Origin of the sequence: Streptomyces sp. NPDC059169, from assembly GCF_042755225.1 — a bacterium.
Lineage (GTDB): Bacteria > Actinomycetota > Actinomycetes > Streptomycetales > Streptomycetaceae > Streptomyces.
Map to the genome: position 1 here is coordinate 189091 of NZ_JBHZCF010000004.1, position 24976 is coordinate 214066.

Sequence of the window (24976 nt, forward strand, 5' to 3'; positions counted from 1 at the left end):
CAGCTTGTGAACCACTGCTCACCACTGGACCGTGCGAACCGCACGGCTCAGACCTCGGCGCGCGCCCGCTCGACGACGGCTTCCAGATCGAGCCCGTGCGGAAGCGTCCCGAAGGCCGAACCCCAGTCACCGCCCAGTCGCGAGGCGCAGAAGGCGTCCGCCACGGCCGGCGGAGCCCACCGGACCAGCAGCGAACCCTGGAGCACCAGGGCCATTCGCTCGACCAGCCGCCGCGCCCGAACCTCCATCGACTCCAGGTCCGCCAGCTCGGTCAGCAACCCCTTGATCGCACCATCGAGACGGTGGTCGGCACCGCGGGCCTGCCCGACCTCCTGGAGGAAGGCGTCGAGCACGTGCGGTTCCCGCTGGAGCGCCCGCAGTACGTCCAGGGTCTGGACGTTCCCCGACCCCTCCCAGATCGAGTTCAGCGGGGACTCCCGCAGTAGCCGCGGCATCCCCGACTCCTCGACGTAGCCGTTGCCGCCAAGGCACTCGAGTGCCTCCGCCGCCACCGGCGTGCACCGCTTGGTCACCCAGTACTTGGCGGCCGGCACGGCGAGGCGCAGCAGAGCCCGGTCCGCCTCGGAGTCCGAGTCGTACGCGGCGGCGAGCCGCAACCCCAGCGTCGTCGCCGCCTCGGACTCCAGGGCGATGTCCGCGAGCACGTTGCGCATCAGCGGCTTGTCGATCAGTAGACCGCCGAACGCGCTGCGGTACGCCGCGTGGTGCACCGCCTGTGCCACCGCCTGGCGCATCAGCGCCGCCGAGCCGACCACGCAGTCGAGCCGGGTGGCCGCCACCATCTCGATGATGGTGCGCACGCCGCGCCCCTCCTCACCGACCCTGCGCGCCCACGTCCCGTCGAACTCCACCTCGCTGGACGCGTTCGACTTGTTGCCCAGCTTGTCCTTGAGCCGCTGGATGGCGAAGGCGTTGCGCGTGCCGTCCGGCAGTACCCGCGGCACCAGGAAACAGGTGATGCCGCCCGGGCCCGAGGAACCCGAGGAGGAGGACGCCTGCGCCAGCACCAGGAACCCGTCGCTCATCGGCGCTGAGCAGAACCACTTGTGACCGGTCAGCAGGTACTCGCCCGCCGCGGCCAGGGGCTCCGCGCGCGTCGTGTTCGCCCGTACGTCGCTGCCCCCCTGTTTCTCCGTCATGCCCATCCCGAACAGGGCACCGGACTTCTCCGCCGCGGGCCTCAGCCCCTCCACGTACGTCTGGGAGGTGAGCAGTGGTTCCCATTCGGCCGCGAGCTCCGGATCCGTGCGCAGCGCCGGTACCGCGGCGTGCGTCATCGACACCGGGCAGCCGTGCCCGGCCTCGGCCTGGGTCCACACCAGGAAGCCCGCCGCCCGCCGCACGTGCCCTCCGGGCCGCCCCCAGGCGTTCGTCAGGCCCGCGGACACCGCCTTGCCCAGCAGCCGGTGCCAGGCCGGATGGAAGTCGACCTCGTCGATCCGGTTGCCGTACCGGTCATGGGTGCGGAGCACGGGCGGATGGTCATTGGCTTGAAACCCCCATGTCTGGGCCTGCGCGGAGCCGGCGGAGCGGCCGAGCAGGGTCAGTTCCCCCCGCGCCGTCTCGAGGAGCCCCGGGTCGAGGTGCCGTTCCACCGCCTCGGTGAGCGCGCGGTCTGCGGAGAAGACGTCGTACCCGACCAGGGGCGGGGCCTGGTTGGTCACTGTGTGGGTGCTGGTCGCCATGCGGATACGGTAAGGAGGTGCAGGCAGCAATGGAAACACCCGACCGGCCCAGAGGCCGACTCCACCGGGTCAGAGTGCTCTACCGCAACGTCTCCAAGCGGAAGCTGGTCTGGCTGCTCCTGAAGGACACCGTCAATTCCTGCATCGAGTACCGGATCCTCGGTCTCGCGGCCGAGGCGGCGTTCTTCACCCTGTTGTCCCTGCCGCCGCTGATGCTGGGCATGCTCGGGCTCCTCGGGTACGTCGATGACTGGACCGACACCACCACCGTCGCCTCCATCCAGCAGAACATCCTGCACGCGGCCGGCACCGTGCTCTCCGACCGGGGCGTCAACCAGATCGCCAGACCCCTGCTGGAGGACGTCACCCGGGCCGGCCGGCCCGATGTGATCTCCATCGGCTTCGCCATCGCCCTGTGGTCGGGATCGCGGGCCGTGAACGTCTTCGTCGACACGATCACCGTCATGTACGGACTCGACGGCCAGCGCGGCATCGTCGCCACCCGGCTGCTCGCGTTCCTGCTCTACATCGTGGCGCTGCTGATCGGGGCCGTGGTGCTGCCGCTCGCGGTGGTGGGCCCGGACCGGGTCGTCGAATTCGTGCCCTTCGGCACGGAAGTCGTCAGCGTCCTGTACTGGCCTGTGGTGATCCTGCTGTCCGTCGCCTTCCTCACGACGCTGTACCACGTCTCCGTGCCCGTGCGTTCGCCGTGGGCCGAGGACATCCCCGGTGCGCTCGTCGCCCTGGCCATGTGGGTGCTCGGCAGTTTCCTGCTGCGGATCTACCTCACCAGCACCGTCGAGGGCCCCACCATCTACGGCTCGCTCGCCGCCCCCATCGCCGTACTCCTGTGGATCGGCATCTCCGCCTTCGCGGTCCTCGTCGGCGCCGCGGTCAACGCCGCGATCGACCGGGTGTGGCCCTCCGTCGCCACGGCCGCGGCCCGTGCCGCCAACCAGCGGGTCCGGGCCGCCCACGCCGCCGAACTGGTGGCCCGCGCAAGGGCTGCGGAAGGCGAGAGCGAGGATGCCGAGGACGCCGAGGATGCCGATGAGGACGAGGACGGCGGGGACATGCCCTCGGAGTTCCCCGAGCGCTGGTCGAAGTTCCTGCCGCCGGATGACGTGAGGTCACGGTTCCAGGGCACCTGGGACCACCGGGACAAAGGCCAGCCCCAGCACCGGGAGAAGGGCCAGTCCTAGCGGGCACCGGGGTCCCGACGGCACCGGGGGGAGTGATGGAGCGGCGGGCCGGCGCAGGGCGTTCGTGGGGGGCGGCGGCCGGTGCGGGGTGACGGCGCGGTGCTGATCGGTGACGGTACGCCGCCGGGAGCCTCCGCCGGTGGCTGCGGGAAGCGGGAACGTTCTAGCCTCGATCCATGTACGCCGAGCGGGCCTCCCTCGTCGCAGGGGCCGTCGTCTGGACCAACGGGCCGTTCGGCCCCGGCCCGGTGCTGCCCGTGCTCCCAGACGGGTGCATGGACCTCATGTGGACCGCGGGACGGCTATTGGTCGCCGGCCCCGACACCCATGCACACCTGCCCGGCGGTGTCGGCACCGCGTCCTACGCAGGGGTGCGTTTCGCCCCGGGCGCCGCGCCGGCCCTCCTCGGCGTCCCCGCCCACGAACTCCGTGACCGCCGGGTGGACCTCGCGGACCTCTGGCCCGGGAAGCAGGTGAGGGGGCTCGCGGAGCGGGTCGGTGACGCGGTGGACCCGGCTGCGGGACTGGAAGCCGTGGCGCTGGCGCTCGCGGCGCGCCGGCCGCCGGCCGATCCGGTGCTGGAGGCCGTCGTCCGGGCCCTGGACGCCGGGAGGAGCGTCGCGGAAACCGCAGACGCCGTCGGGTTCGGAGCCCGCCGGCTCCACCGGAGGTCCCTGGACGCCTTCGGGTACGGTCCGAAGACCCTGGCCAGGATCCTCCGGCTGCAGCGGGCGCTCGCGCTGGTGCGGGCGGGCGTGCCGCAGGCCGGGGCCGCACTGGCGGCCGGTTGCGCCGACCAGGCGCACCTCGCCCGCGAGATGCGGGAGCTGACGGGACTCACCGTCGGCCGCTACGCCGCGTTGGCGAAGAGCGAGACCCCGCAGCCGTCGGGGTCGAGGACCACCGCGTAGCGCTGGCCCCAAACGGCGTCCCAGGGCTCGAGGTGGCCTCGGTAGCCCGCCGCGACGAGATCGTCGTACAGGGCGTCCACCGCGCCCGGACCGTCGCAGCGGAACGCGAGGCCCACCCGGTCACCGCCCTCGGGCCGGGTCCACTCCGGGTCGAAGGACCTGATCGTCTCCTCCGTGTCCCAGAGCACCCGCAGCCCACCGGGCAGCGTCGCTTCGACGTGCGGGGCCGAGTCGGCCGCGGCAGGCAGGTCCAGGCCGAGGCGACGGTAGAAGGCGAGTGAGGCGGCCATGTCGGCGACCACCAGGCCGATGGCGTCGAGTCGTGGAGTCATGCCCCGACCGTAGGCGACGGGACGGCAGACGGTCTTGTAGGAATCGGACGCACGGCTCCGTCGTCCCCGGCGGAGGGCGCCGCACTGCGGTGAGACGCCCGTCCTGGTGTCGGACGGCGGCGGAACGCGGACCGGGGGCCGTGGCGCGTTCCGGGGCCCTCCCTGCACACCCGGCCCGCCGCCCACCACGGCCCTGCCGTCCGTCCGTCTCCGGCTCCCTCCGCACCACGGCAGCCAGTGCGAGCTCCCCAGCGTCTCGACGGCCCGCCGCCACGCGGGCGTGCCGGCGGTCACGTCACGGGTTCGTAAGGTGCCCGGCGTGCCCCCGCGAACCGGCGCGGACGACACTGGACCCATGCAGAACATCCTGGTCGTCGATGACGACCCGACCGTCGCCGAAGTGGTCACCGGCTATCTGGAGCGGGCGGGCTTCGCGGTCCACCGGGCAGCCGACGGGCTCCAGGCCCTTCGGGCCGCCGGGCACCAGTGGCCCGACCTGGTCGTCCTCGACCTGATGCTGCCCGGCATGGACGGGCTCGAGGTCTGCCGGCGGCTGCGCGGGCACGGGCCGGTTCCGGTGATCATGCTGACGGCGCGCGGGGACGAGGACGACCGGATCCTGGGGCTCGAGATCGGCGCGGACGACTACGTCACCAAGCCGTTCAGCCCCCGTGAGCTGGTGCTGCGCGTCGAATCCGTGCTGCGGCGCAGCCGCTCGGCGGTGGCGGACGGGCACTCCGCCGTACCGGAGCTCAGCTGCGCCGGGATCACCGTGGATCCGACGGCCCGCCGCGTCACCAAGGGCGGCAACGAACTGGCCCTCACTCTCCGCGAGTTCGACCTCCTGGTGCACCTGATGCGGCACCGGGGACGTGCGATCGGGCGCGAGCAGCTCATGCACGATGTGTGGGGCTGGGAATTCGGCGACGTGTCGACCGTGACGGTCCACGTCCGGCGGCTGCGCGGCAAGATCGAGGACGATCCGGCCAAACCCCGTCTGATCCAGACGGTGTGGGGCGTCGGCTACCGCTTCGACGCGCCAGAGGAAGGGGCGTGACCATGAACGACTTCGTCCTCATCGCCCTGTTCGCCTTCTTCGGGGCGGCCGTGGCGGGCCTCCTCGGGGCGCTCGCCCTGAGGTTGCTGCGGCACCGGTCGGTCATCGTGTCCCTGACCGTCGTCGCCGCAGTGACGGTCACGGCCATGTTGGCCGGGACGCTCGCCGTCGCGCAGGCGATGTTCCTGTCCCCCCACGACCTCAGTGTCGTCACCACCGTGGTCGCGATGGCCGCCGTGGTCTCGCTCGCCACCGCGCTGCTGCTCGGCCGTTGGGTCGTCGCCAGGAGCAGGGAACTGGCCCTCGCGGCACGGACGTTCGGCGAGGAGGGCAGTTTCGCCGCACCGGGCGGGGTGGCCACGGCGGAGCTCGACCAGCTGAGCCAGGAGCTGGCGGCCACCAGCGCCAGGCTCGCCCAGTCCCGGGAGCGGGAGCGCGCGCTGGAGAGTTCGCGCCGGGAACTGGTCGCGTGGATCTCCCACGACCTGCGCACCCCGCTCGCCGGACTGCGCGCCATGTCGGAAGCGCTGGAAGACGGCGTCGTCCAGGACCCCCAGCGGTACTTCGCGCAGATCCGCACGGAGGTGGACCGGCTCAACGGCATGGTCGGTGACCTCTTCGAACTCTCCCGCATCCACGCCGGGGCTCTCGCCCTCACCCCGACCCGGATGTCGCTGTACGACCTGGTCGGCGAGGCCCTCGCGGGAGCCGACCCGCTCGCCCGGGAGCACGGCGTGCGGCTCGTGGGGGACGGGGTCGAGCCGGTGCCGGTGGAGGTGGACGGCAAGGAGATGACCCGGGTCCTGGCGAATCTGCTGGTCAACGCTATCCGGCGGACGCCGGCCGACGGAACGGTCGCGATAGCCGCGGAGCGCCGGGAGGACTCGGTCGTGCTGTCCGTGACCGACGGGTGCGGCGGGATCCCGGAAGAGGACCTGCCACGGGTCTTCGACACGGGGTGGCGCGGCAGCCAGGCCCGCACGCCTCCTGCGGGCGCGGGTCTGGGCCTGGCGATCGTCCGGGGCATCGTCGAGGCGCACTCCGGACGGGCCGCTGTGCACAACGTGACGGGCGGTTGTCGTTTCGAGGTGACGCTTCCCGCCGCTCCCTGATGTCGGCATCCCGCTCCCCGCGATCCGGCCGCACGCCACCGGTTCGCCTGCGGAGGTCACCGCTCCGTGGTCATCATGACGGGACATCAGCACGCACGCGAAACCGCAGGGAGCCGTCGATGGCAGTGCGCCGGGTAGTGCCCAACCTCCGGTCGGAGTCCGTGGAGGAGTGCCGGGAGTTCTACGGTCTGCTGGGATTCGAGGAGGTGATGAACCACGGGTGGATCGTGACCCTGGCGGCCCCTTCCCGGTCGGCCGCCCAGATCAGCGTGATGACTCACGACGCGACGGCGCCCGTCACGCCCGACATCAGCATCGAGGTGGACGATGTGGACGAGGCGTACGCGGCGATGCGTGACAGTGGCGCGGAGATCGTGCACCCGCTGCAGGACGAGACATGGGGGGTGCGCCGCTTCTTCGTCAGGGATCCCGGCGGCCGGGTGGTCAATATCCTCGGCCATCGCTGACCGGGCGGTGACGGCGCCGCGAGGCACCGCGGTGGTCGGCGTGCAGCCGTGGCCGCCGGGGGGACGGACGTGGCGACGGTTCGTCCCGGGCGCCGGCCTGACGAGGGCCCGGGCGGGACGGGGCGATCGGCAGGAGTGCGGCACGCGGACCGGGCTGCGACGGATCCGGCCCGCAGCCGAAGGGCTCGCGCCCGGGACCTGTGCTTCCCGGAACGGTCGCCGACGTTCCGTGCGGCCGCAGGTGTTCGGCCGTTCGGGTGCTGTGCCCTCGGCTCCGGTGTGGAACCGACGAAACCCCCTCGTGAGTCGGGCGGAACGGTGCATGGGTTCCCGAGAATCGTTGTGCGGTGTGCCATACGGGTCGCTTGAGCGGCATACCGGGTCGTTTACGTAACCGCTGGGTGAAATCCGCTTCGTGGATGCGAGGATGAGGCCGCCATGACGACAGGGCGAGGTGTGCAAGCGCTCCGGGCCGCGGTGTTCGCGGCCGTGTGCGTGCTGCTCACCGCCCTGGGCCACGCCGCCATGTCCGGTGTCGCCGTTCCCGTGCGTGCCGTGGCGGCGGCTTTCGTCCTCACAGCCGGGGGAGCGTGGGCGCTCGCCCGGCGCGAGCGCGGGCTGTTCGCGGTCACGTCGTCGGCCGTTGCGGCCCAGGCCGTCCTGCACGCCTGGTACTCGCTCGGCCAGGTCGTCTCCGGCCCGGCCGCGGTCGGCGGTCCGTCCCGCCTACTGCAGTGGACCCAGTACGTGACGTGCGGCGCCGTGGAAGTGCCGGCTCCCGCCACGGTCGACGTCCACCTCACGGGGGCCCACACCACGGGGACCCCCGCCATGGGCATGCGTGACATGGGCGCTCACCACATGGCCGTCCACGACATGTCGGGCCCCGCGCACGACATGTCTTCGGCCGGCCACCACATGGCGGGCATGTCCCCGGCCGGCATGCTCGCCCTGCACGTCCTCGCCGCGCTGCTCTCCGGTCTGTGGCTCGCGCACGGGGAGCGCGCCGTCGGGCGCCTGCGCACCACCGCCCGGGCGCGGAGCGCCTTCCACGCGCTCCGTGAGCTTCCGGGACGCATCGCCGCATCCTTGACGCTGCTCCTCCGCCCGCCCGTGCTCCCGGTCGGCCCCGACCGGGACCGCCACCGGGAAGCGGACGAACGTGCGCCCCGTCTGCTCCTCCTCGTCTCCGTCATCACCTCCCGAGGGCCTCCTGTCGCTCCTGCTGTCGTCTGACAGCCGGCTTCCCGGCCCCGCCCCAGGCGTGGCCGTTCGACATGAGCACCGGTCCGCCCGGCGTGGCGTACCGGAATCCCGCAACACCGAGAGGGACACGAGGCGATGACGTCTGCCCTGCCCTGCCCACCCGGGACCAAACCGCGCTCCCGGACAGCCGAGACGGCCGAGGAGACCGTCACCGCATGGGCCCTGGACGCCCGAGGCGGAGACCCCGAGGCGGTGGAGCGCTTCGTGCGCGCGCTGCACCGCGACGTTTGGCGCTACGTGGCGTACCTGAGCGCCGATCCCCAGTCGGCCGACGACCTGACCCAGGACACGTTCCTGCGCGCGCTGGGGAGCCTGCACCGTTTCGAGGGTCGTTCGTCGGCCCGCACGTGGCTGCTGACCATTGCGCGCCGGACCGTCGTCGACAGCCTCCGCCATGCTGCCGCCCGCCCCCGTCGAGCGGACACCACCGACTGGCAGACGGCCGTGGAACGGACACAACCCCACGGGCTCCCCGGCTTCGAGGAGGGCGTGGCGCTGGCCGAACTGCTGGAGGTGCTGCCCGGCGAACGGCGCGACGCGTTCGTCCTGACGCAGCTCCTCGGGCTGCCGTACGCGGAAGCGGCGGCGTTGTGCCGCTGCCCCGTCGGCACGGTGCGCTCACGGGTGGCCCGGGCGCGCGCGGCGCTCGTGGAGCTGTTGCACGACGCCGAGCAGCCGCCGGTGGCGCGCCGCGCCGAAGAGCCGCCCGGGACACGGGTGGTGGAGGTGCTGACCGCGGCGGCGTGACCGCCCCGCACACCCCGAGGGGTCGGCTCCGGGATCCTTCCCGGTAGCTTCCCCGGCGTGTCGCGGCCCCTTCGGGAAGACCCTTCCCGAGCCTTCCCGAAGGGCGTCGGAGCGTGTTCCGGTCCGGCTGTTGTCAGTGGCATGGGGCAGGGTGGCCGGTGCACCGTCGTCCGCAGTCGAGAGGAAGCCGCCCCGATGAGCGCCAGCACCGTGATGACGTCCCGCGAACGAGCCGCCGTCCAGGCGTACATGCGGCTTCTCGGTGCGGTCCGTGCGGCACTCGCAGGGCCATCCTCCGCGGGTCCGCCACCGCTCGTCCCGGCCTCTCCCGATGGTGTCCCGCCGAGTGGTGTAGCAGCGATCGGGCCTTGACCCTTGATCCTGGACACACGAGACACTGGATCCTGAGGATCTGAGAACGGACATCTCGTGGTCATGAAGAACTATCCGCCGCAGTTCAAGGCGGACGCAGTCGCGCTGTACCAGTCCGAGGCGACGATCCGGCAGGTCGCCGCCGATCTTGGAATCAACCCCGAGACCTTGCGGAACTGGGTGCGGGCAGCCGGAGCGAGCCGGCCCCGCGGGCGCCGGGCGGAGGTGCCGACCGAGCCGCCGACACCGTTGGAGGCGGAGAACGCCGCTCTGCGCAAGAAGGTCCGTGAGCTGGAGGAGGAACGCGAGATCCTGCGCAAGGCGGCGAAGTATTTCGCTGGGGAGACGCGCTGGTGAACCGCTTCCAGTTCGTTGCAGACCACCAGCGCCGCTACGGCGTGAAGCGGCTGTGAATCATCCTGGGCATCGCCCGCTCCAGCTTCTACTACTGGCGTGGGACGGCCGCGGACCGGGCCGGCCGGCAGGCGGCCGACGCCCGTCTCGCCGCCCGGATACGGGCCGTGCACCGCGAGTCGGACGGCACCTACGGCGTCCTCAGGATCACCGCCGAACTCCGCGAGGCGGGCGAGCGAATCGACCACAAGCGGGTCGCGCGGGTGATGCGCAGCATCGGCCTGGCAGGCGTGCGGCTGCGTCGCAGACACCGCACCACCGTTGCGGACCCGGCCTCGGCGAAGGCCCCGGACCTCGTCGGCCGTGACTTCACAGCAAGCGAGCCGAACACGAAATACGTCGGCGACATCACCTATCTCCCGCTGGACAGCGGGAAGTTTTTGTATCTGGCCACCGTCCTCGACCTCGTCTCACGGCGCCTGGCCGGCTGGGCGATCGCGGACCACATGCGCACCGATCTCGTCATCGACGCCCTGGCTGCCGCTGAACGGACCCGCGGCAGCCTCGCCGGAGCGGTCCTGCACACCGACCACGGGGCCCAGTACACCAGCCGGGCCTTCGCCGACGCCTGCCGCAAGGCCGGCGTCCGCCAGTCCATGAGCGCGATCGGCTCCAGCGCGGACAACGCGCTCGCGGAGTCCTTCAACGCGACGTTCAAACGCGAGACGCTTCAGGGCCGCAAAACCTGGCCCAGCGAACGCGAGGCCCGCCTCGACGCGTTCCGCTGGCTCAACCGCTACAACACCCGACGCCGCCACTCCCGCCTCGGACAACGCAGTCCCATCGCCTACGAGACAGCACTCGACACAACATCAACTACCCTGGCCCAAGCCGCATAGCCCGTGTCCAGGAGTCCGGGTCAAGGCCCCCAGTTCGCCACCACCCCCGAACCCGACAACCCACGACGACACGGAGCAGCCGCCCGCGCCGGGGCTGAACCTCTCCGCCCTCCGCGGCGACAAGGACGCGGGCCCGGCATGGATGGCGGACGCCATCGCCGCGATCGAGTCCGCCGGAGCAATGGGCATGAAACCCTCCGCCATCGCCGACCTCGTAGGCCGCAGTAGGCAGGCCGTTCGAGACGCGTTGAAAGCTGCGGCAGAGCGGGGCGAGTTGGTCTACCGGGACAACGGACCACACTCCGTCTACGTCTACCCCGACCATGATGGCGCTCCCTGAATTCGGCCACCCGCTGCTCGGGGGTGACCCCAGACCTGCTCTCTGGATCTCCCCACCCACAGGCCACTTGACCTGCGGCCGAGCGCCACAAAGGCCTTGTACTCGTGAAGCTACGGCCGGGGGACATGTCCCCCGGCCGTAGCTTCACGAGTACAAGGCCCAGGTGGGCCGGGTCCGGTCCGCGGCTCCTGCCGGTGCCGTATCACTTCGACCTCGAAGGAGGCGGCCGATCCGCTCCCTCACTGACCAGAGCGGATCAGATGGCGATCCTGGGGGTATACCAGGCGTCGGAGCCGGACGGCGTCCTCTGGATCCCTATGGCCGAGTCCTGAAGCCCCTTGGGGCAGGTGATCACACTGGAGAGGTACCCGCCGCGCGGCTTGAGGCCCTTCTTCAAGTCGTAGACCTTCTGACCCCTCGGTCCCGCGCAGTTCAGACGGAACTCCGAGTGGATCGTCCCGTACGTCTTATTGGTGAAGTTCAGCTGCACCTTGTTCGCGCTGACGCGCATGATGCACCGCAGCACCTTCTCACCCTCACAACGCCACACGCCATTGGCCGTGGCGCGGGATGCCTGAGCTTCAGCGACCGTCGCGGACGTCCCCATGAGAGCTGTCGCAGCAACGCCCGCGACCACCATTCGAGCTGCTATTCGCACGATTCACCCGTTCTCTCTGTCCGTGCGACTAACGAACGCCGGGCAGTCCCTTGGGCCCGCCCGGCGGTGTTCGCTGCACGCACGTGCTTTTTCCCGTTGGAAGCTTCCAACGTTCCCCGTGGAGACGATCTTAATATGCGGGCTGCACTGGACGTATGGCGTGGTGAAGTCCGGAGCCCAAGGGCAGAAGGGTTGGATCTGCTCGAAGTACATCGCTGGCGGCCCTGCGTGATGCTCGGTCTGCCGTAGCTTCACGAGCACAGGGCCGAGGGCGGATCGGTCGTCGTGGCCGAGCAGGCCAACGCCCCTCCCTCTCCCATGGCCGAGGCCGACCGGGCCCTGGCAGAGGCGGGATTCGCGGGGAACGAGGCGGAGTTGTTCTCCCTGGTGGGAGCACTCCACGCGGGCTCGGGCTCCTTCCGGTGAAAGGTTCGCCGCGGCATCGGTCCGGACGGCCGGTTTCGGTCCGCCGCGCCGTTGCCGCAACTCGCCTTGGCCCGGGGCCAGGCGGGCCGCACGCGACGGGCTTGGGGCCGCTGCCGCACCACGTTGGGGGTGGATCCGTCACGGAGGTGCGCGGCTCCTCGGCGGACCTGTCGGCGCCGCTCCCGCCGGGCGTGTGTGCGCCGTGCCCACCCGGGCGGTCCTGCGCGGTGGTCATCGAGCGATGCCCGTCCCGCGGCGGGAGCCGGTGCCGGCGGCAAGCCACAAGCCATCGGCCCGCTCGTGAAGGCCCAGGGCGCGTCCGCCTTCGGGTGCCGCGAGCCGCCCGGCTCGCCGGCGGTCGACGACCGGAGGGCGTAGCAGCCCGGGGCGACGTCGACTTGGCGGTCGCCGAGGTGCCCCTGGCGGGGACCTGCTCCTCAGGGTGGTCCTCGACACCCATCCCGGGTCCCGGTCGGGAGTCCCGGGCCGCGACCGAGACGACCGCGGACCGCGCCGGGTCGCGGTCCGCGGTCCCGTGTGCGCCGAACGGGTGGTCCATGGGCGTGTCCGGGCCGATCGCCGTGCGATCGGGAAGGGATGGAGTTCCGGCGGGGGCGTGCCAGTCGACTGCAGGTGGTTCCGCCCGGCGGGCCGAACCACCATCCGGGAGATGATCTCGATGACGTCAGGGCCTGAGACGGCGACCCAACCGGGGAGCGGGTGAGCCGTCGTGGACTGCGACATGAAGATACTCCGCGGGACACCCGACCATACCGAGCTCGCCGCCCTCATGACGGTGCTCACCATGGTCGCCTCCCATCGCGAGGCTCCTTCCGCGGAGGCCGTCGAACCGCGTTCCCGCAGGGCGCACTGGGACCGGGCGTGGGGAGGAGGTTTCCGGCCCTGCGGATCCTGGCAGGTGCGGGACCGGAGGATCACGGTGTTCGACCCCGGCGTTCGCTAGGCGTCCCCGCCCTCCCTCCGTCCGACGTCCCCTCCGGGCCGGGGCGGCCAGTTCTCCAGGAGCGAGTGGAGTGCGTCGAGCGAACGCGACCATGACTCGCGGACCTCGCGGGAGTGACCGAAACCTCCGTTGAGCTCCAGGTGTACGTATCCGTGGAAGGCGGCGCGCAGCAGTCGACCGGCGTCCGTCAGGTCCGGCTCCGTCAGTCCGTAGGCACGCAGCATGCCGTAGGTCAGTTCGACGCTGCGGCGGAAGCCGGGGGAGTCGGCGACCTCCTCGGGGTCGAACGGCATCTGGGTGGCCGCGTAACGGCCGGGGTGGGCCAGGGCGTAGTCCCGGTAGGCGTTGGCGAACCCCGTGAGGGCGTCCCTGCCCGCCCGTCCGGCCACGGCGGTCGCGATCCGGTCGGTCAGCTCGTCGGCCGCCAGCAGGGCGATCCTCACCCGCAGGTCCCTCAAGCTCCTCACGTGCGAGTAGAGGCTCGCGTCCTTGACGCCGAAGCGCCGTGCGAGGCCGGACACCGTCAGTTTGTCGAACCCCGTCTCGTCCGCCATCTCCGCGGCCTCCTGGGTCACTCTCGCCGCGGTCAGTCCTGCGCGCGCCAATCGGCACCTCCCGTTCCCACCTGCTGCTACCCCTAGGAATTGTCCTAGGAATACTAGGTGGGCAGAGGGCGGGCACGATGCGGTGGTGGACGGCGCGGTGGCGTCGGGCTCCGGGACGGGGATCGGACGATGAGCCCGTGTTCCGGTCACCGCGCCGCACGGAGACTTCCTGCACCGGTGCCCTGCGCGTGCCCACGGGGCGTCTCCGGAGCAACGACGTGTGCCCACGGGGGAATCTCCAGAGTTCCGAACGCGCAGGGCCGGCCGGTCTGCCGTGCGCGTTTCGGAGAGCGCCCGGCGGTCCCGGGCCGTGGGCGGGCGGCAGGCGCCGGCCCCTGCGGTTCCCGGCGGGCCGCCCCGAAACGGACGGCCCGCGGAGCAGGGAGCCGGGCCGGCCGATCCTACGTGCCGAGGTGCGTCGCCCCCCGGGGGCCCGGGCGTGAGCGGTGCTGCACGGCGCATCCCCTGCGGACTTCCCGGCGGGTGGCTCCGGGGCGGGTGTCGGGCATCAACAGAGCAGCCGCAGGGACGTGCCGCACACCCCCAGCCGCACGGTCTGACCCCACGTCAGTTCCAGTGCGTCGGACTCCATTCCGTCGCCGAACGCGACCAGCCGGTCGGATTCGACGGTGACCCGCAGTCGCTCACTTCCCGTCAGAACGCCGTCCACCAGCGACGTGCCGGTCGCCGGCGACGGCCACGCCTCCCGTACGTACCAGAGCAGTCGGGCTTCGTCCGGCGCAGGAAGCGGCTCCCGGCAGCCGCGTTCGCGCCACAGCGAGCGCAGCCAGCCCGTCGCCCCGGTCCCCGTACCGACGAGTACACCGGACGAGGCCTGCGCTTCGCCGCCGCGCGGTCCGCCGGGGCCCGGTTCCTCGTCGGGGCACAGCCGGTAGCGGGACGTCTGGTGACCGGGTCGCCCCAGGTAGATCTCGTTGAGCGCCACCAGTCGCTGGGTGTCGTCGGCTACCGCCTCCACCATGGTGAGCTCCTCGACCGTCGGGTCGGCGGTGACGGCGGCGCGGAGCAGCCCGTCCGCGTTCCGGGCCGCGTGTCGCACGAGGACGCCCGGATTCCGCCCGGGGTCGGTGTCGATCCCCACGACCGGTTGCCCGCACAGGTACTTCGCGGTGTTGGCCACGAGCCCGTCCTGGCCCACTACGACCACCACGTCCTCGGGTGCGAAGAGGAACCGGTCGAGGTCCGCCCGCTCCACCCGGGTGTGCCGCCAACTCAGCGGCACCGCGGCCGCGACCTGCGCGAGCGCCTGACGAGTGCGGTGGTGCCGCTCCGCCACCTCCTCGATGCACCGCCCCCGCGACGACAGGAAGAACTCGGCCTGGCCGTGGGTGCCATGCCGGGCGAGCAACTCCTCGTACTCGGTGGTGCGGTGCACCAGCACCGCGCGGGGCGCGAGGCTCATCGACCCTGCGTGCCGGAATCCCCGAGCCGGCTGAGCAGACCGGTGAGGACGTCGGGCGAGAGCGTGATGCTGTCCACGCGCGGCAGGTTCTCGGCCAGGCGGGTCGCGGCGAGCGCGTGCAGGGTGGCCGGGGAGGTCTCGGAATGCACGCGCAGCCAGGCGGACTGCGCTGCGGCCCGCGCCTCGCCGACCTCGCGTGCGGCCGTGGCCTCGGCCTGTGCGAGCCGTACCGCGCGAGCGGCCTCCGCCTCCGCGCGTACGGCGTCGGCCGTGGCGTCCTCCTCGGCTTCCCGACGGGCGTTCGTGCCCCGCTGGTCGACCAATTGCTCTTCCCTGCGGGCCAGTTCGATCTTGCTGGCGAGTTCGTTCTCGGCGATGGCCCGCTCCCGTTCCACGGCGACGGCCCGCCGCTCGTACGTCGCGCGGTCTGCCTCCTGCTGGATCTGTTCCCGTGCCGGCGTGCGCAAGGCCCTCTCCACCTCGGGCTCGGGGCGGAGGGCGATGACGCGTACGGCGACGACCTCGATGCCGGTGGCGGCGAGGCGCGGCTCCGCGCGCAAGCCCTCGGAGATCCGTTCCCGCGCCGCGGCGACGCCGTCCACCAGGGCTGCCGCCAGCGGTGTTCGGGCCAGGACGTCCAGTGCGTGCTGCTGCGCGGTTTCGGTGAGGAGGGTGGAGATCTGCTCCAGCGGCGCGCCCCGCCAGGCTCCGGTGTCCGGGTCGACGGAGAAGTCGAGCCGCTCGGCGGCGATGCCCGGATCGCCGATCCGGTAGGTCACCGTGGACTGCACCGACACGTCCTGGAAGTCGGAGGTCCGTGCGTGGAAGGTCATGGCCAACTCCCGGTCATCAACCGGTACTTCGGAGAGCGCGGCAGTCAGTGCGCGGAACCAGAAGCTGAGGCCCGGTCCGTCGTGGAGGAGCCTCCCGCGGCTGTGGTGGCGGACGTGTGCGGTGGGAGTGGAGCGGAGGTGGCGCCATCCGAAGCGCCTGGTGATGTCGGCCATGAGGCAACCCCTTTTTTCGTCAGTCCGACGATATTGCGGTTCCTGGTTATCGTCAAGAAGACGAGATGGCGTCCCGGTTGCGGTACGGCGGGGGCCGCACCAGAGTTGCGGCATGGCCGCCATCACCGTGCGCAGGGTCTATGAGGCACCGGACCCGGACGAGGGCGTCCGCGTCCTCGTCGACAGGCTCTGGCCCAGAGGGGTGTCCAAGGAGCGGGCCGCCGTCGACGAGTGGCTCAAGGACGTTGCTCCGAGCAATGAGTTGCGGACCTGGTACCACAAGGACGCGTCCCGGTACGAGGAGTTCGCCGCCCGCTATCGGCACGAGCTCTCATCCGGTCCGGCGGCGGCCGCCCTGGAGCGGCTGGTCGAGCTCGCGCGCCGCGGCCGCATCACCCTCGTCACCTCGGTGAAGAGCGTCGGAGGCAGTCACGTCCAGACCCTCGCGGACCTCCTCGAGGGGGCCGACGGACCGTCCGGCGGTGTCGAGTGACCGTCCACGGCGACCGTCCCGGGTCGAGCCGCCACGGGTGACCCGCCCCGAGCGGCCGGCGACCGGGCGCCACCGGGGGGACGGAGCCGGCGCGCAGCCCACGCGGGCCCCTGCAGGACCGGGCGGCGGACCGCAGGGGCGACGGGCGTCGCAGCACCGTGCGCCCGAACCGATGCCGAACCACATGCCCGTGGCAACCACCGGGCGTCGGTACCGGCGTTCCACCGGATACCTGGGCGCCTGCCGAGTGCCTGAGTACGCGGGTACGACGACATGAGTACCCCGGCCCATGCCGGGCGAGTACCGCCCCGCTGGAATGGGGACATGACCATTGACGCACCACGGCGCCCCCGCGCAAGGCAGTTCACCGACTCCGGCGTCGCGCTGGCCGCCGCGCTGCTCCCTCTCGCGGTCGGCGTACTGATGGCCAAGGCAACGGCCGCGGACCCGCTGACGCCCGTCAACGCCCTGATCACCAGTGCCGGGGAGCGCGCCCGTGTGTCGCCGGCCGAGCTGTGCAGGTGCGGCCGAAGTGCCCTGCGCGGTCGTCGAGCCGCCCGCAACGAGGTGCACGGGCGGCGTCCCGTGGCGCGACTGCGCCGTCCGTTGTCCCGGCGCCGCCCCGGCGGGTGACGTACCGGTACCTGCCACCGACAGGCGATGTGGATCAGGTGTCCGGGGGGTGGTTGCACGCCCCCGTTGCACGCTGGTGCGCCGGCCCCCGTGATGCCTTCGGCCCTTCGCACGCTGTACTGCGTAGCGGGTGATGCCGCCGTGCTGTCGGAGAGGAGAACCGGTGTGGCGGTCGTGGAAGTGAGTTACGGCGAGACCTGGAACGCGGCGGAGCAGAGGGTCGTGGGCCCCCTGAGCCGCTCGCAGGCCGCTGCGAGGGACGCCCAGGGTGCCCAGTACTCGGTCGTGCTGCAGGCTCCTGGGCGTCCCCAGCCCAGTGCCGTGTTGAACGTCTGCTGGGAGCAGCACTACCTCGGGATCTGGGCGTACGACGAGTACGGACGGCGCTGGCGCGAGGTCGACCTGAGGCGGCTGGAGCCGGGACGCCTGTTCCTCTGCCACATGACCCAGTGGTGCTACGAGTCGCCGGGCATGGCCGAGTTCGCCGACGACGCGGGCCGCAGCTCCGTCGACCTCGGACCCGACGGGACCGGCCGCAGGACGGTGCGGCCCCGGGGCAACCGCGGTCCGTCCACGTGGACGGACGCCGACGTCCCGGACGGGGTCAAGTGGGTACCGGCCCCGGACTTCGGTGAGTGGACGGCACTGTTCGGTGCGCTGGGTGGCGGAGAGGCGCTCGACGTCGTCCTGCGGGACGCGCCCGTGGCGAGCTCGGACGCCCGCGGGGCGCCGGGGCCGGGTTGGAAGCCGCCCACGGGCATGCGGCCGCGCCATGTGAACGAGATGTTCACCGTCGGGAGTGCCTTCTCCTCGGCGAGCGACCGCCAAACGGGCTCGTGGGTGGTCCAACAGGTGCGCGAGGCAGGCCCGTTGAGACTGCCCACCGGGCGCGTCCTGGCCTGCGACCCGGGCTGGGGCTGGCTGGAGCGGGGCGATGGGTACACCGTGACCGTCGCCCCGGGCAGCTATCCGGTGGAGATAGCCCGGGCGGCTTACGCCTCCGGGTCCCGCGGTGCCGGACTGCACCGGGCCGAAACCGTCGCGGCCCGGCTGGTGATCAGCGGGCGTCCCGCGGTTTCCTGGGAGCCAGCGCTCCAGCAGGGGAACGACCCGCGACTGCTGCGCAACGGCGAGTACTTCGGGTTCGGCGTCGACAGCGGCGCGGGCTGTTTCGTGGACGCGTCAGCCGTGAAGCGGCTCGGTGACCAGTACGACCAACAGATGACGGCTCCGGGGGAGTACGCCGGGGAACTGGACCCGGACGGTGTGGCGGAGCTGGTGGACCCGCTGACCGGTGCGAACCTCGTCGCCTTCCCCAGCGGCACGGGGGGCGGCTCCTACCCGGTCTGGATCGGCCGTGACGCCGACGGCGAGGTCGCGTGTTTCGTGGCCGACATGCTCGTGCTGCACCGCTCGGAGCTGCTCCGCCGCCGGCCCTGAAGGACGAAGAGGCGAGCGGGCGCCGCGTCGGAGCGCGTGTTCCGCCCCGCGGCGTGCCGCACGGGGTGGCGGCGTGCGTCCTGGCGCGGTCGGCGGTCACCGCCCGGTGCGGTGCGTTCCGCTGCCGATCGCGGCCGCACCCCGTGCCCGTCCGTGCCCGGTCCGTGTCGTGCCCCGGCCGAGCCGCCTCCCCTGGTGCCGCCCGGCGGAGCACGTGGCTCAGGACGTGTCCGGTGCCGAGCTCTCACCGGCGGAGAGGTGGAACAGCCCGCCTTCCGGGTCGCGCAGGGTCGCCACCCGCCCCAGCGGTGTGTCGTGCGGTGCCGTGACGACGCTGCCGCCTGCCGCACCCACCCGCGCCACCGCGTCGTCCACGTCGTCGCGGCAGAAGTGGACGTGCCACTTCGGCCGGATCGCCGGATCGGGTGACGGCTTCAGGCCGCCGTACATCCCGGCCACCGTGCGCCCCCACGCGCGCAGCATCACCCGGTCGTGCTCGTAGTGCACGTCGATGACGTCAGCCGACGGGGAGTCCCAGGCGAACACCCCGCCGTAGAACAACGCGGACGCGAACGGGTCCCTGGTGTGCAACTCCAACCACGCCACGGCGCCGGAGCCGAGCCCCGCCTGCCAGCCGGTCTCGACCGGCCCCTCCCAGATGCAGAACGTCGCATCGAAGGGGTCGGCGGCCCAGGCCATCCGCCCGTTGTCGAAGGAGAGCGGGCCGACCGCGACCGTGCCGCCCCGCTCCCGCACGCGCGAGGCCGCCTCGTCGGCGCTGTCCGCCGCGAAGTACGCCGTCCAGGCGACCGGCAGCCGCACCCCCATCGTGCGGTCGGACTCCACCAGACCCGCTACCGGGGCTCCGCCGGCGTAGGCGACCACGTACGACCCTTGCTCGAGGCCGCCGGGTCTGAACTCCCACCCGAACACCGCACCGTAGAAGTCCTGGGCGGCCTGGATGTCCCGTGCCATCAGGCTCACCCAGCAGGGCGTGCCTTGGACCCCGCGCACTGTGGCCGCCAAGGCCGCTCACCTCATTCACGTCGTCCCGGGGCGGGAAGCCACTCGCTCACACCCTTCATCAGAACCGGGGTGGTCGCCACCGCAGGCACCGACGCCGCGTCACCCCTGTTCAGGAGCGCCGGAAATGCGCTGGTGCGGTGCCGGCCGCCGGGCTAAGGTGGTCGTGTTCCCAGGGCGACCGGAGTCGCCCGATCAGCTGAGCATGCATCGGGAGGTGTGGACGATGGCTGTTGCCGCGACGGGCTTTGCCCGCAACCAGGAGTTCATTCACCCCACCCCCGTGGTCTCCGGCTGACCTCTCTCCCTTTTTCCCGCACCTGTGCGTGCGTGCCGGGGCCACCCTACGAAGGGTTTCCCCTTGTCCTACTCCTCGCTCGCGTCCCCGTCGCACCCGCTCGCCGCGTACGGCTGGGACGAAGGAATCGCCGCCGCGTTCGCCCCCTTCGCCGACCAGGGCCTGCTGCCCGGACGGGTGGTGCGGGTCGACCGGGGGCAGTGTGATGTCGTCACCCCGGAAGGGACCGTCCGCGCCGACACCGCCTTCGTCACCCCGCACGATCCGCTGCGGGTGATCTGCACCGGGGACTGGGCCGCCGTGGACGCGGACGGCAACCCCCGCTACGTGCGGACCTGTCTTCCGCGCCGCACGGCCATCGTGCGGTCCACGTCCTCGCAGCGGTCGGAGGGCCAGATCCTGGCCGCGAACGTCGACCACGTGCTCGTCGCGGTGTCCCTCGCCGTCGAGCCCGACCTGGGACGGATCGAGCGGTTCCTGGCCGTGGCCTGGGAGAGCGGCGCCCAGCCGCTCGTCGTCCTCACCAAGGTCGACCTGGTGCCCGACCCGGTCGTGATGTCCCACCTCGTCCAGGACGTGGAAACCGTCGCGCCGGGCGTTCAGGTGCTGCCGGTGAGCTCGCTGACCGGTGAGGGTATGGACGTGCTCGCAGCCGTCGTCTCCAGCGGTACGAGCGTGCTGCTGGGCGTCTCCGGTGCGGGCAAGTCCACCCTGGCCAATGCTCTGATCGGCCAGGAGGTCATGGACGTGCAGGCAACCCGAGACGTCGACGGCAAGGGACGGCACACCACGACCACCCGCAACCTCCTCGTCCTCCCCGGCGGCGGCGTCCTGATCGACACGCCCGGCCTGCGCGGGGTCGCGCTCTGGGACGCGGGCACCGGTGTGGGCCAGGCATTCGCGGAGATCGAGGAACTGGCGGGCGACTGCCGCTTCCACGACTGCGCGCACGAGTCGGAGCCCGGATGCGCCGTACTCGCCGCCGTCGAGGACGGCAGTCTGCCCGAGCGCCGGCTGGGCAGCTACCGGAAGCTGCTGCGCGAGAACCAGTGGATCGTCGCCAAGACCGACGCGAGGCTCCGTGCGGAGATCCGCCGGGACTGGAAGATGAAGCACGCGCAGGGCCGGGCGGCCATGGAGGCGAAGCGGGGACGCGTGCGCTGAGCGCGCCGTCCGGCAGCAGCGGCGTGCTCCGGTCCCTGCTCCTGGGAGCAGGGACCGGAGCTGCCGGAGCGGACGCCGGGCCGTCCCCGGCCGGTCCCCGCTCCGATCCCTCCGCGCTCCGAACCTTCCGTTCCGTCCGGGCTCCTCCGTTCCGTCCGGGCTCCGTAGTGCCGGGTCGGCCAGGGCTCGGCGTCTCCCGGGGTTGCTGCCCGGTCCCCGTCGTCGCGCCGTCGTTGAGCGGACCGGTGCCGGTACGCCGTGTCCGAAATCCGCCGGTCCTTCGGTCGGGCATCCCGGACACTGGAGGGTGTGATGGACGAAGACAGCAGGTACGAGGCCGTGAGCAGCCGTGACGCACGGTTCGACGGGGAGTTCTTCTTCGCTGTCGAGACGACCGGCATCTACTGCCGCCCCAGCTGCCCGGCCGTCACACCCAAACGCAAGAACGTCCGGTTCTTCCCGACTGCCGCCGCGGCCCAGGGGCACGGGTTCCGCGCCTGCCGTCGCTGCCGCCCCGACGCCGTTCCCGGGTCGGCCGCATGGAACGTCCGCGCCGACGTCGTCGGGCGCGCCGTGCGGATGATCGGCGACGGGGTGGTCGACCGCGAGGGCGTCCCCGGACTCGCAGGACGGCTCGGCTACAGCACCCGGCAGGTGCAGCGGCAGCTCACCGCGGAGCTCGGTGCGGGGCCCGTCGCGCTCGCGCGGGCCCAGCGGTCGCACACCGCGCGGGTGCTGCTGCAGACCACCACCCTCCCGATCACGCAGATCGCGTTCGCCTCCGGGTTCGCGAGCGTGCGCCAGTTCAACGACACGATCCGGCAGATCTACGCCCGTACCCCGACCCAGCTCCGTGCGGAGTCGCGCGCCAGGCAATCGGCGCCGGCGAGGGGCGCCGTGAGTGCGGCGGGCATCCCGCTGCGGCTGGCCCACCGGGGCCCCTACGCCGCACGCGAGGTCTTCGACCTCCTCGCCCGGGAAGCGGTCGACCGGGTCGAGGAAGTCATCGGGGCGCCCGGTGCGCGCACGTACCGGCGCACCCTCAGGCTGCCCCACGGAACGGGGATCGCCGCCGTGGACGAGCGCTCGCCGGGCGGTTGGCTGGAGGCCCGGATCCACCTGGTCGACCTGCGCGACCTCACCACCGCCGTACAGCGGCTGCGACGCCTGTTCGACCTCGACGCCGACCCGTTCGCGATCGCGGAGCGATTTTCGACCCACCCCGAACTCGCCGAGCTCGTCGCCGGCAGGCCGGGACTCCGCTCGCCGGGGACCGCGGAACCCGAGGAGTTCGCGCTGCGGGCCGTGGTCGGTCCCGACGGGGCCGCACGACTCGTGGAGACCCACGGCACCGTGCTGGAGCGACCCTGCGGTGGACTCACCCACCTCTTCCCCGAGCCGGCGGTGCTGACGGGGCACCCGGTCGCGGGTCCGCTGGCGGCCGCGATCGTCGAGGGACGCGTACGGCTGGACCCGGGTGCCGACCGAGACGAGACGCAGGCTGCCCTGTTGGCCGTGCCCGGGGTGCCGCCCGTGACCGCCGCCCTCATCCGCATGCGGGCGCTGGGGGACCCCGACGTGGCTCCCGGAGGCGGGCAGGGCGCCGAGTCCTGGCGGCCCTGGCGCTCGTACGCGGTCCGGTACCTGGAGTCGCCGGGGCACGGGAACCCGCCCGCACGCCCCGACCAGCCGGCACGCACGGGCCCGGTGCAACACACCGAGCGACGTGCGGCCCTCGTCGGCGCACGCCGGGGCGCCGTCGCACGGGTCGGAGGCGCTCCCGTCCGGACACGCGGACGCCGGGAGCAGGGCGGACCGCCCGGAGAGGAGCCGGAGGATGCGTAACGGACGCGATCGGGAACCGACCGCGTGCCCGGCTTCAGCGGCCCGCGAGCCGTCGTGGTCACACGCGTGTGTGTGACCAGTGGTCAGTGTGTCCGGACGGGTTCGGGGACGGCGGAACGGGGCGCCCCGTAGCTCCCATCCGGTCGCTTCGCGATGCGTGCCGCGACGCCGCGTCCTAGGCGGACACCTGCTCCAGGCCCCAACTGATGATCTTCTTCGGGTGAATCCGGATGACCTCGTCGCTGAACTGGGGCCCGAGTCCGTGCGGTCCGGTCAGCAGCTCGGCCTCCCCTCGGACGTCGACCCCGCGCACCCGCCAGGGCCTTACGCTGACGACGTCGTCCACGACCAGCGCGACCTTCGGGTTCGCCTGCAAGTTGCGCCACTTCTTGGTGGCTCCCATGGCGAGCCCGCCGATCAGGATCGTCCCGTCCTCCTGGGGGAAGAATCCGACGGGATTGGCCTGGGGCTGGCCCCCGGGGTCGACGGTCGCCAGCCGTCCGAGACGTTGGGTCCCGAGGTAGGCGCGCTCGGCCTCGCTGAATGTGGTCATGAGGACAGCATCACGCCCCATCCGCCGCCCCGCATCGGACCGGGGTCCCGGCCGGGTCGGTTCAGGGACCTAGAACGCGGGACCTAGCGAGGAGTTCCGCCTGCCCCGGGCGTCCTCCCTGCATGACATGGCGCACTTCACGGCAATCCTCAAGAGGTGGCTGGACATACGTCGTCCGGCGCCGATCGGTGGAGTTCTTCGGCCCCCGCGGCCTGGTCGAGGTCCGGGGCAGGATCGACGGACATCCGTTCCGGAGCTCGTCCATGGCGCTGGGCGACGGCACGCGCATGCTCCCGGTGAAGGCCGACCTGCGGAGGGCGACAGCCAAGGAGGCGGGGCAAGCCGTGACCATCCGTTTGGTGGAACGGCCGGCTCCCTGAGCGCCGGGCGCGCACGCGGTCCGGCACCTCTCCGCGGTCGGCGGCGACCACGGAGAGGTGCCGGCGCGCCCCACCCGACTCGGTTCCCCGGACGCCTCAGCGTTCCCCGTCCCCGCCCGGCAGCGCGTCGCCCCCGTGCACCGGTCGGTCGCCCGCGCCGCGCGCCACCCAGCCCTTCTCGTAGGCGCGCCACCCGAGCTGCAGCCGGGTGGTGACCCCGGCCAACTCCATCAGCCCCCTCACTCGCCGCTGCACGGTCCGCAGCCCCAGGTCCAACTGCTTCGCCACGCTCGTGTCCGTCATCCCCGCCAGCAGCAGCGACAGGACCTCCAGGTCGGTCGCGTCGGGTCCTGGCGCGCCCTCCTCCGAGAGCGTGTCGTCCGCCCCCAACCGCAGCGGCAGCGCCTCCCGCCACACCGCCTCGAACAGGCCCACCAGCGACTCCAGCAGCCCGCTCTCGTGCACGACCAGCGCCGCGGGCTGCGAACCCCGAACCGACAACGGCACCATCGCCGTCCTCCGGTCCGCCACGACGAGTCTGGTCGGCACCCGCTCGACCACCCGGACCTGCTCCTCGCGGCCCAGCGCCGCCGACAGTTCGGTGATGCCGCACGGCTGGGCGAGGACCTCCCGCCCGACGACGACCCGGTGCACGACTCCGTTCCGTGCGCCCAGCCCCGCGCCTTCTCCCTCCGCGTCCGGCACCCCGACGGCCCGCCCGGCGACCAGCGCGCAGACCTCGGCGGTGGCGCTCAGCTGCAGTTGGAGGAAGCGACGAGTCACCGCGCTCGCCCCGGTCACCACCTCGATCAGGTCGTGCACGGCTGTCTCCGCCGCCTCGGCCCGGTACTCCTCGGCGAGCAGCGCGGCGGCGAGCTCCGCCTGCTCCAGCTCGTGGCGGTGCTGGGTGAGGAGCGCACCCAGCGCGGCACCCGGCGGAGCGGCCACCCACCGGTCCGCCCCGGCCGACGACTGCGCCGCCAGGCCGTTCCGCTCCAACCTCCGCAGCGTGCGCTCCGTGTCGGTTTCCGGGAGCGCGAGACGGTGCGCCAGATCGGTGACTTCCGCGGCGCCGAGCGCCACCAGCGTGCGGTACGCGGACTCCTGCCGCGCGTCGAGACCAATGACTCCGAGCACCCCTGCCCCCTCCCCGGACCGGTCCCTCCCCGGACCAGTCCATTCCGCATGCGGCGGACCGATCGTGGCGCACGGCGGCCACGAGGTAAACCCGCCGGTCACATCATCCCCGCACCCCTGCCGGATGCGCCAAGACGGCGCCTTCGCAGCTCCAACGCCCTC

25 protein-coding genes and 1 pseudogene are annotated in these 24976 nt (G+C 72.3%); 17 read left to right on the forward strand and 9 right to left on the reverse strand.

The window, feature by feature from the left end:
- Nucleotides 1–47: 47 nt before the first annotated feature.
- The gene (locus ACFXOM_RS09410; protein WP_385037540.1) at nt 48–1706 is read right to left on the reverse strand and encodes an acyl-CoA dehydrogenase family protein; all 1659 of its coding nucleotides are present in this window, start codon (nt 1704–1706) and stop codon (nt 48–50) included.
- 29 nt (nt 1707–1735) lie between these two features.
- On the opposite strand from ACFXOM_RS09410, the gene ACFXOM_RS09415 reads away from it, so the two are divergent.
- Nucleotides 1736–2908, forward strand: coding sequence for a YihY/virulence factor BrkB family protein (locus tag ACFXOM_RS09415; protein WP_384933310.1), 1173 nt, complete (start codon nt 1736–1738; stop codon nt 2906–2908).
- Nucleotides 2909–3084: 176 nt separating this feature from the next.
- The gene (locus ACFXOM_RS09420) at nt 3085–3819 is read left to right on the forward strand and encodes a DUF6597 domain-containing transcriptional factor (RefSeq protein WP_384933308.1); all 735 of its coding nucleotides are present in this window, start codon (nt 3085–3087) and stop codon (nt 3817–3819) included.
- Here ACFXOM_RS09420 and ACFXOM_RS09425 read toward each other — a convergent pair.
- Nucleotides 3759–4151: a VOC family protein gene (locus tag ACFXOM_RS09425; RefSeq protein ID WP_384933305.1), complete on the reverse strand. Its 393-nt coding sequence runs from the start codon at nt 4149–4151 to the stop codon at nt 3759–3761. The two genes, ACFXOM_RS09420 and ACFXOM_RS09425, sit on opposite strands and share 61 nt — an antisense overlap.
- Before the next feature lie 355 nt (nt 4152–4506).
- On the opposite strand from ACFXOM_RS09425, the gene ACFXOM_RS09430 reads away from it, so the two are divergent.
- The 7 genes and pseudogenes from ACFXOM_RS09430 to ACFXOM_RS09460 all read left to right on the forward strand — a co-directional run bounded on the left by ACFXOM_RS09430 (nt 4507) and on the right by ACFXOM_RS09460 (nt 10765).
- A complete protein-coding gene (locus ACFXOM_RS09430; RefSeq protein ID WP_384933303.1) occupies nt 4507–5208 on the forward strand; it encodes a response regulator transcription factor in 702 nt (233 codons plus the stop codon).
- 2 nt (nt 5209–5210) lie between these two features.
- Entirely contained in the window at nt 5211–6320 is a 1110-nt protein-coding gene (locus ACFXOM_RS09435) for a sensor histidine kinase (protein WP_384933636.1), read from the forward strand.
- Nucleotides 6321–6439: 119 nt separating this feature from the next.
- Nucleotides 6440–6787, forward strand: coding sequence for a VOC family protein (locus ACFXOM_RS09440; protein ID WP_384933300.1), 348 nt, complete (start codon nt 6440–6442; stop codon nt 6785–6787).
- A gap of 438 nt (nt 6788–7225) precedes the next feature.
- The gene (locus ACFXOM_RS09445; RefSeq protein ID WP_385037543.1) at nt 7226–8023 is read left to right on the forward strand and encodes a hypothetical protein; all 798 of its coding nucleotides are present in this window, start codon (nt 7226–7228) and stop codon (nt 8021–8023) included.
- A gap of 105 nt (nt 8024–8128) precedes the next feature.
- Complete coding sequence (locus ACFXOM_RS09450; RefSeq protein ID WP_384933295.1) at nt 8129–8800, forward strand: sigma-70 family RNA polymerase sigma factor; 672 nt, start codon at nt 8129–8131, stop codon at nt 8798–8800.
- 429 nt (nt 8801–9229) lie between these two features.
- Nucleotides 9230–10425, forward strand: a pseudogene (locus ACFXOM_RS09455) (IS3 family transposase).
- A 142-nt stretch (nt 10426–10567) separates the two neighbouring features.
- Nucleotides 10568–10765: a hypothetical protein gene (locus ACFXOM_RS09460; protein ID WP_385037546.1), complete on the forward strand. Its 198-nt coding sequence runs from the start codon at nt 10568–10570 to the stop codon at nt 10763–10765.
- A gap of 256 nt (nt 10766–11021) precedes the next feature.
- Here ACFXOM_RS09460 and ACFXOM_RS09465 read toward each other — a convergent pair whose 3' ends face one another.
- On the reverse strand, nt 11022–11276 hold the full coding sequence (locus ACFXOM_RS09465) for a hypothetical protein (protein WP_385037549.1): 255 nt from the start codon (nt 11274–11276) through the stop codon (nt 11022–11024).
- 432 nt (nt 11277–11708) lie between these two features.
- Here ACFXOM_RS09465 and ACFXOM_RS09470 point away from each other — a divergent pair, with 432 nt between their 5' ends.
- Entirely contained in the window at nt 11709–11849 is a 141-nt protein-coding gene (locus ACFXOM_RS09470) for a hypothetical protein (protein ID WP_385037552.1), read from the forward strand.
- A gap of 742 nt (nt 11850–12591) precedes the next feature.
- Nucleotides 12592–12813 carry an acyl-CoA carboxylase subunit epsilon gene (locus ACFXOM_RS09475; RefSeq protein WP_384946551.1) on the forward strand — a complete coding sequence of 74 codons (222 nt, stop codon included), beginning with the start codon at nt 12592–12594 and terminating at the stop codon, nt 12811–12813.
- Here ACFXOM_RS09475 and ACFXOM_RS09480 read toward each other — a convergent pair.
- The 3 genes from ACFXOM_RS09480 to ACFXOM_RS09490 all read right to left on the reverse strand — a co-directional run bounded on the left by ACFXOM_RS09480 (nt 12810) and on the right by ACFXOM_RS09490 (nt 15848).
- Nucleotides 12810–13418, reverse strand: coding sequence for a TetR/AcrR family transcriptional regulator (locus ACFXOM_RS09480; protein ID WP_384933287.1), 609 nt, complete (start codon nt 13416–13418; stop codon nt 12810–12812). The genes ACFXOM_RS09475 and ACFXOM_RS09480 overlap by 4 nt on opposite strands.
- 508 nt (nt 13419–13926) lie before the next feature.
- On the reverse strand, nt 13927–14841 hold the full coding sequence (locus tag ACFXOM_RS09485; protein ID WP_384946550.1) for a hypothetical protein: 915 nt from the start codon (nt 14839–14841) through the stop codon (nt 13927–13929).
- Complete coding sequence (locus tag ACFXOM_RS09490) at nt 14838–15848, reverse strand: SPFH domain-containing protein (protein WP_384946547.1); 1011 nt, start codon at nt 15846–15848, stop codon at nt 14838–14840. Before ACFXOM_RS09490 ends, ACFXOM_RS09485 begins: the two co-directional genes overlap by 4 nt.
- Nucleotides 15849–15960: 112 nt before the next feature.
- Here ACFXOM_RS09490 and ACFXOM_RS09495 point away from each other — a divergent pair, with 112 nt between their 5' ends.
- From ACFXOM_RS09495 to ACFXOM_RS09505, 3 genes are all read left to right on the forward strand, one after another.
- On the forward strand, nt 15961–16341 hold the full coding sequence (locus tag ACFXOM_RS09495) for a DUF488 domain-containing protein (protein WP_384933278.1): 381 nt from the start codon (nt 15961–15963) through the stop codon (nt 16339–16341).
- A gap of 324 nt (nt 16342–16665) precedes the next feature.
- Nucleotides 16666–16974, forward strand: a complete 309-nt coding sequence (locus ACFXOM_RS09500) for a hypothetical protein (protein WP_384933275.1) — start codon at nt 16666–16668, stop codon at nt 16972–16974.
- Between the two features lie 165 nt (nt 16975–17139).
- Nucleotides 17140–18414 carry a DUF4241 domain-containing protein gene (locus ACFXOM_RS09505; RefSeq protein WP_384933273.1) on the forward strand — a complete coding sequence of 425 codons (1275 nt, stop codon included), beginning with the start codon at nt 17140–17142 and terminating at the stop codon, nt 18412–18414.
- A 219-nt stretch (nt 18415–18633) separates the two neighbouring features.
- Here ACFXOM_RS09505 and ACFXOM_RS09510 read toward each other — a convergent pair whose 3' ends face one another.
- Nucleotides 18634–19389, reverse strand: coding sequence for a VOC family protein (locus ACFXOM_RS09510; protein WP_385037555.1), 756 nt, complete (start codon nt 19387–19389; stop codon nt 18634–18636).
- 409 nt (nt 19390–19798) lie between these two features.
- Between ACFXOM_RS09510 and rsgA the strand changes: the two genes are divergently transcribed.
- Nucleotides 19799–20899 (forward strand): ribosome small subunit-dependent GTPase A, encoded by a 1101-nt coding sequence (rsgA, locus tag ACFXOM_RS09515; protein WP_384933270.1) that lies wholly within the window; start codon nt 19799–19801, stop codon nt 20897–20899.
- A 312-nt stretch (nt 20900–21211) separates the two neighbouring features.
- Complete coding sequence (locus ACFXOM_RS09520) at nt 21212–22744, forward strand: DNA-3-methyladenine glycosylase 2 family protein (RefSeq protein WP_384946541.1); 1533 nt, start codon at nt 21212–21214, stop codon at nt 22742–22744.
- Nucleotides 22745–22919: 175 nt separating this feature from the next.
- Here the strand turns inward: ACFXOM_RS09520 and ACFXOM_RS09525 are convergent, their stop codons facing one another.
- The gene (locus ACFXOM_RS09525) at nt 22920–23297 is read right to left on the reverse strand and encodes a PPOX class F420-dependent oxidoreductase (RefSeq protein ID WP_384946539.1); all 378 of its coding nucleotides are present in this window, start codon (nt 23295–23297) and stop codon (nt 22920–22922) included.
- 122 nt (nt 23298–23419) lie between these two features.
- On the opposite strand from ACFXOM_RS09525, the gene ACFXOM_RS09530 reads away from it, so the two are divergent.
- Nucleotides 23420–23677, forward strand: coding sequence for a DUF1905 domain-containing protein (locus ACFXOM_RS09530; RefSeq protein WP_384933265.1), 258 nt, complete (start codon nt 23420–23422; stop codon nt 23675–23677).
- A gap of 96 nt (nt 23678–23773) precedes the next feature.
- Here the strand turns inward: ACFXOM_RS09530 and ACFXOM_RS09535 are convergent, their stop codons facing one another.
- Nucleotides 23774–24814 (reverse strand): helix-turn-helix domain-containing protein, encoded by a 1041-nt coding sequence (locus ACFXOM_RS09535; protein WP_384933262.1) that lies wholly within the window; start codon nt 24812–24814, stop codon nt 23774–23776.
- Nucleotides 24815–24976: the final 162 nt, after the last annotated feature.

Coding starts and splice junctions, on each gene's coding strand:
- ACFXOM_RS09475 (WP_384946551.1), top strand. CDS start 12,592: ATGAAGATACTCCGCGGGACACCCGACCATACCGAGCTCGCCGCCCTC.
- ACFXOM_RS09525 (WP_384946539.1), bottom strand. CDS start 23,297: ATGACCACATTCAGCGAGGCCGAGCGCGCCTACCTCGGGACCCAACGT.
- ACFXOM_RS09500 (WP_384933275.1), top strand. CDS start 16,666: ATGACCATTGACGCACCACGGCGCCCCCGCGCAAGGCAGTTCACCGAC.
- ACFXOM_RS09530 (WP_384933265.1), top strand. CDS start 23,420: ATGACATGGCGCACTTCACGGCAATCCTCAAGAGGTGGCTGGACATAC.
- ACFXOM_RS09495 (WP_384933278.1), top strand. CDS start 15,961: ATGGCCGCCATCACCGTGCGCAGGGTCTATGAGGCACCGGACCCGGAC.
- ACFXOM_RS09410 (WP_385037540.1), bottom strand. CDS start 1,706: ATGGCGACCAGCACCCACACAGTGACCAACCAGGCCCCGCCCCTGGTC.
- ACFXOM_RS09465 (WP_385037549.1), bottom strand. CDS start 11,276: ATGCGCGTCAGCGCGAACAAGGTGCAGCTGAACTTCACCAATAAGACG.
- ACFXOM_RS09440 (WP_384933300.1), top strand. CDS start 6,440: ATGGCAGTGCGCCGGGTAGTGCCCAACCTCCGGTCGGAGTCCGTGGAG.
- ACFXOM_RS09445 (WP_385037543.1), top strand. CDS start 7,226: ATGACGACAGGGCGAGGTGTGCAAGCGCTCCGGGCCGCGGTGTTCGCG.
- ACFXOM_RS09435 (WP_384933636.1), top strand. CDS start 5,211: ATGAACGACTTCGTCCTCATCGCCCTGTTCGCCTTCTTCGGGGCGGCC.
- ACFXOM_RS09485 (WP_384946550.1), bottom strand. CDS start 14,841: ATGAGCCTCGCGCCCCGCGCGGTGCTGGTGCACCGCACCACCGAGTAC.
- ACFXOM_RS09425 (WP_384933305.1), bottom strand. CDS start 4,151: ATGACTCCACGACTCGACGCCATCGGCCTGGTGGTCGCCGACATGGCC.
- ACFXOM_RS09490 (WP_384946547.1), bottom strand. CDS start 15,848: ATGGCCGACATCACCAGGCGCTTCGGATGGCGCCACCTCCGCTCCACT.
- ACFXOM_RS09460 (WP_385037546.1), top strand. CDS start 10,568: ATGGCGGACGCCATCGCCGCGATCGAGTCCGCCGGAGCAATGGGCATG.
- ACFXOM_RS09420 (WP_384933308.1), top strand. CDS start 3,085: ATGTACGCCGAGCGGGCCTCCCTCGTCGCAGGGGCCGTCGTCTGGACC.
- ACFXOM_RS09430 (WP_384933303.1), top strand. CDS start 4,507: ATGCAGAACATCCTGGTCGTCGATGACGACCCGACCGTCGCCGAAGTG.
- ACFXOM_RS09510 (WP_385037555.1), bottom strand. CDS start 19,389: ATGGCACGGGACATCCAGGCCGCCCAGGACTTCTACGGTGCGGTGTTC.
- ACFXOM_RS09415 (WP_384933310.1), top strand. CDS start 1,736: ATGGAAACACCCGACCGGCCCAGAGGCCGACTCCACCGGGTCAGAGTG.
- ACFXOM_RS09450 (WP_384933295.1), top strand. CDS start 8,129: ATGACGTCTGCCCTGCCCTGCCCACCCGGGACCAAACCGCGCTCCCGG.
- ACFXOM_RS09520 (WP_384946541.1), top strand. CDS start 21,212: ATGGACGAAGACAGCAGGTACGAGGCCGTGAGCAGCCGTGACGCACGG.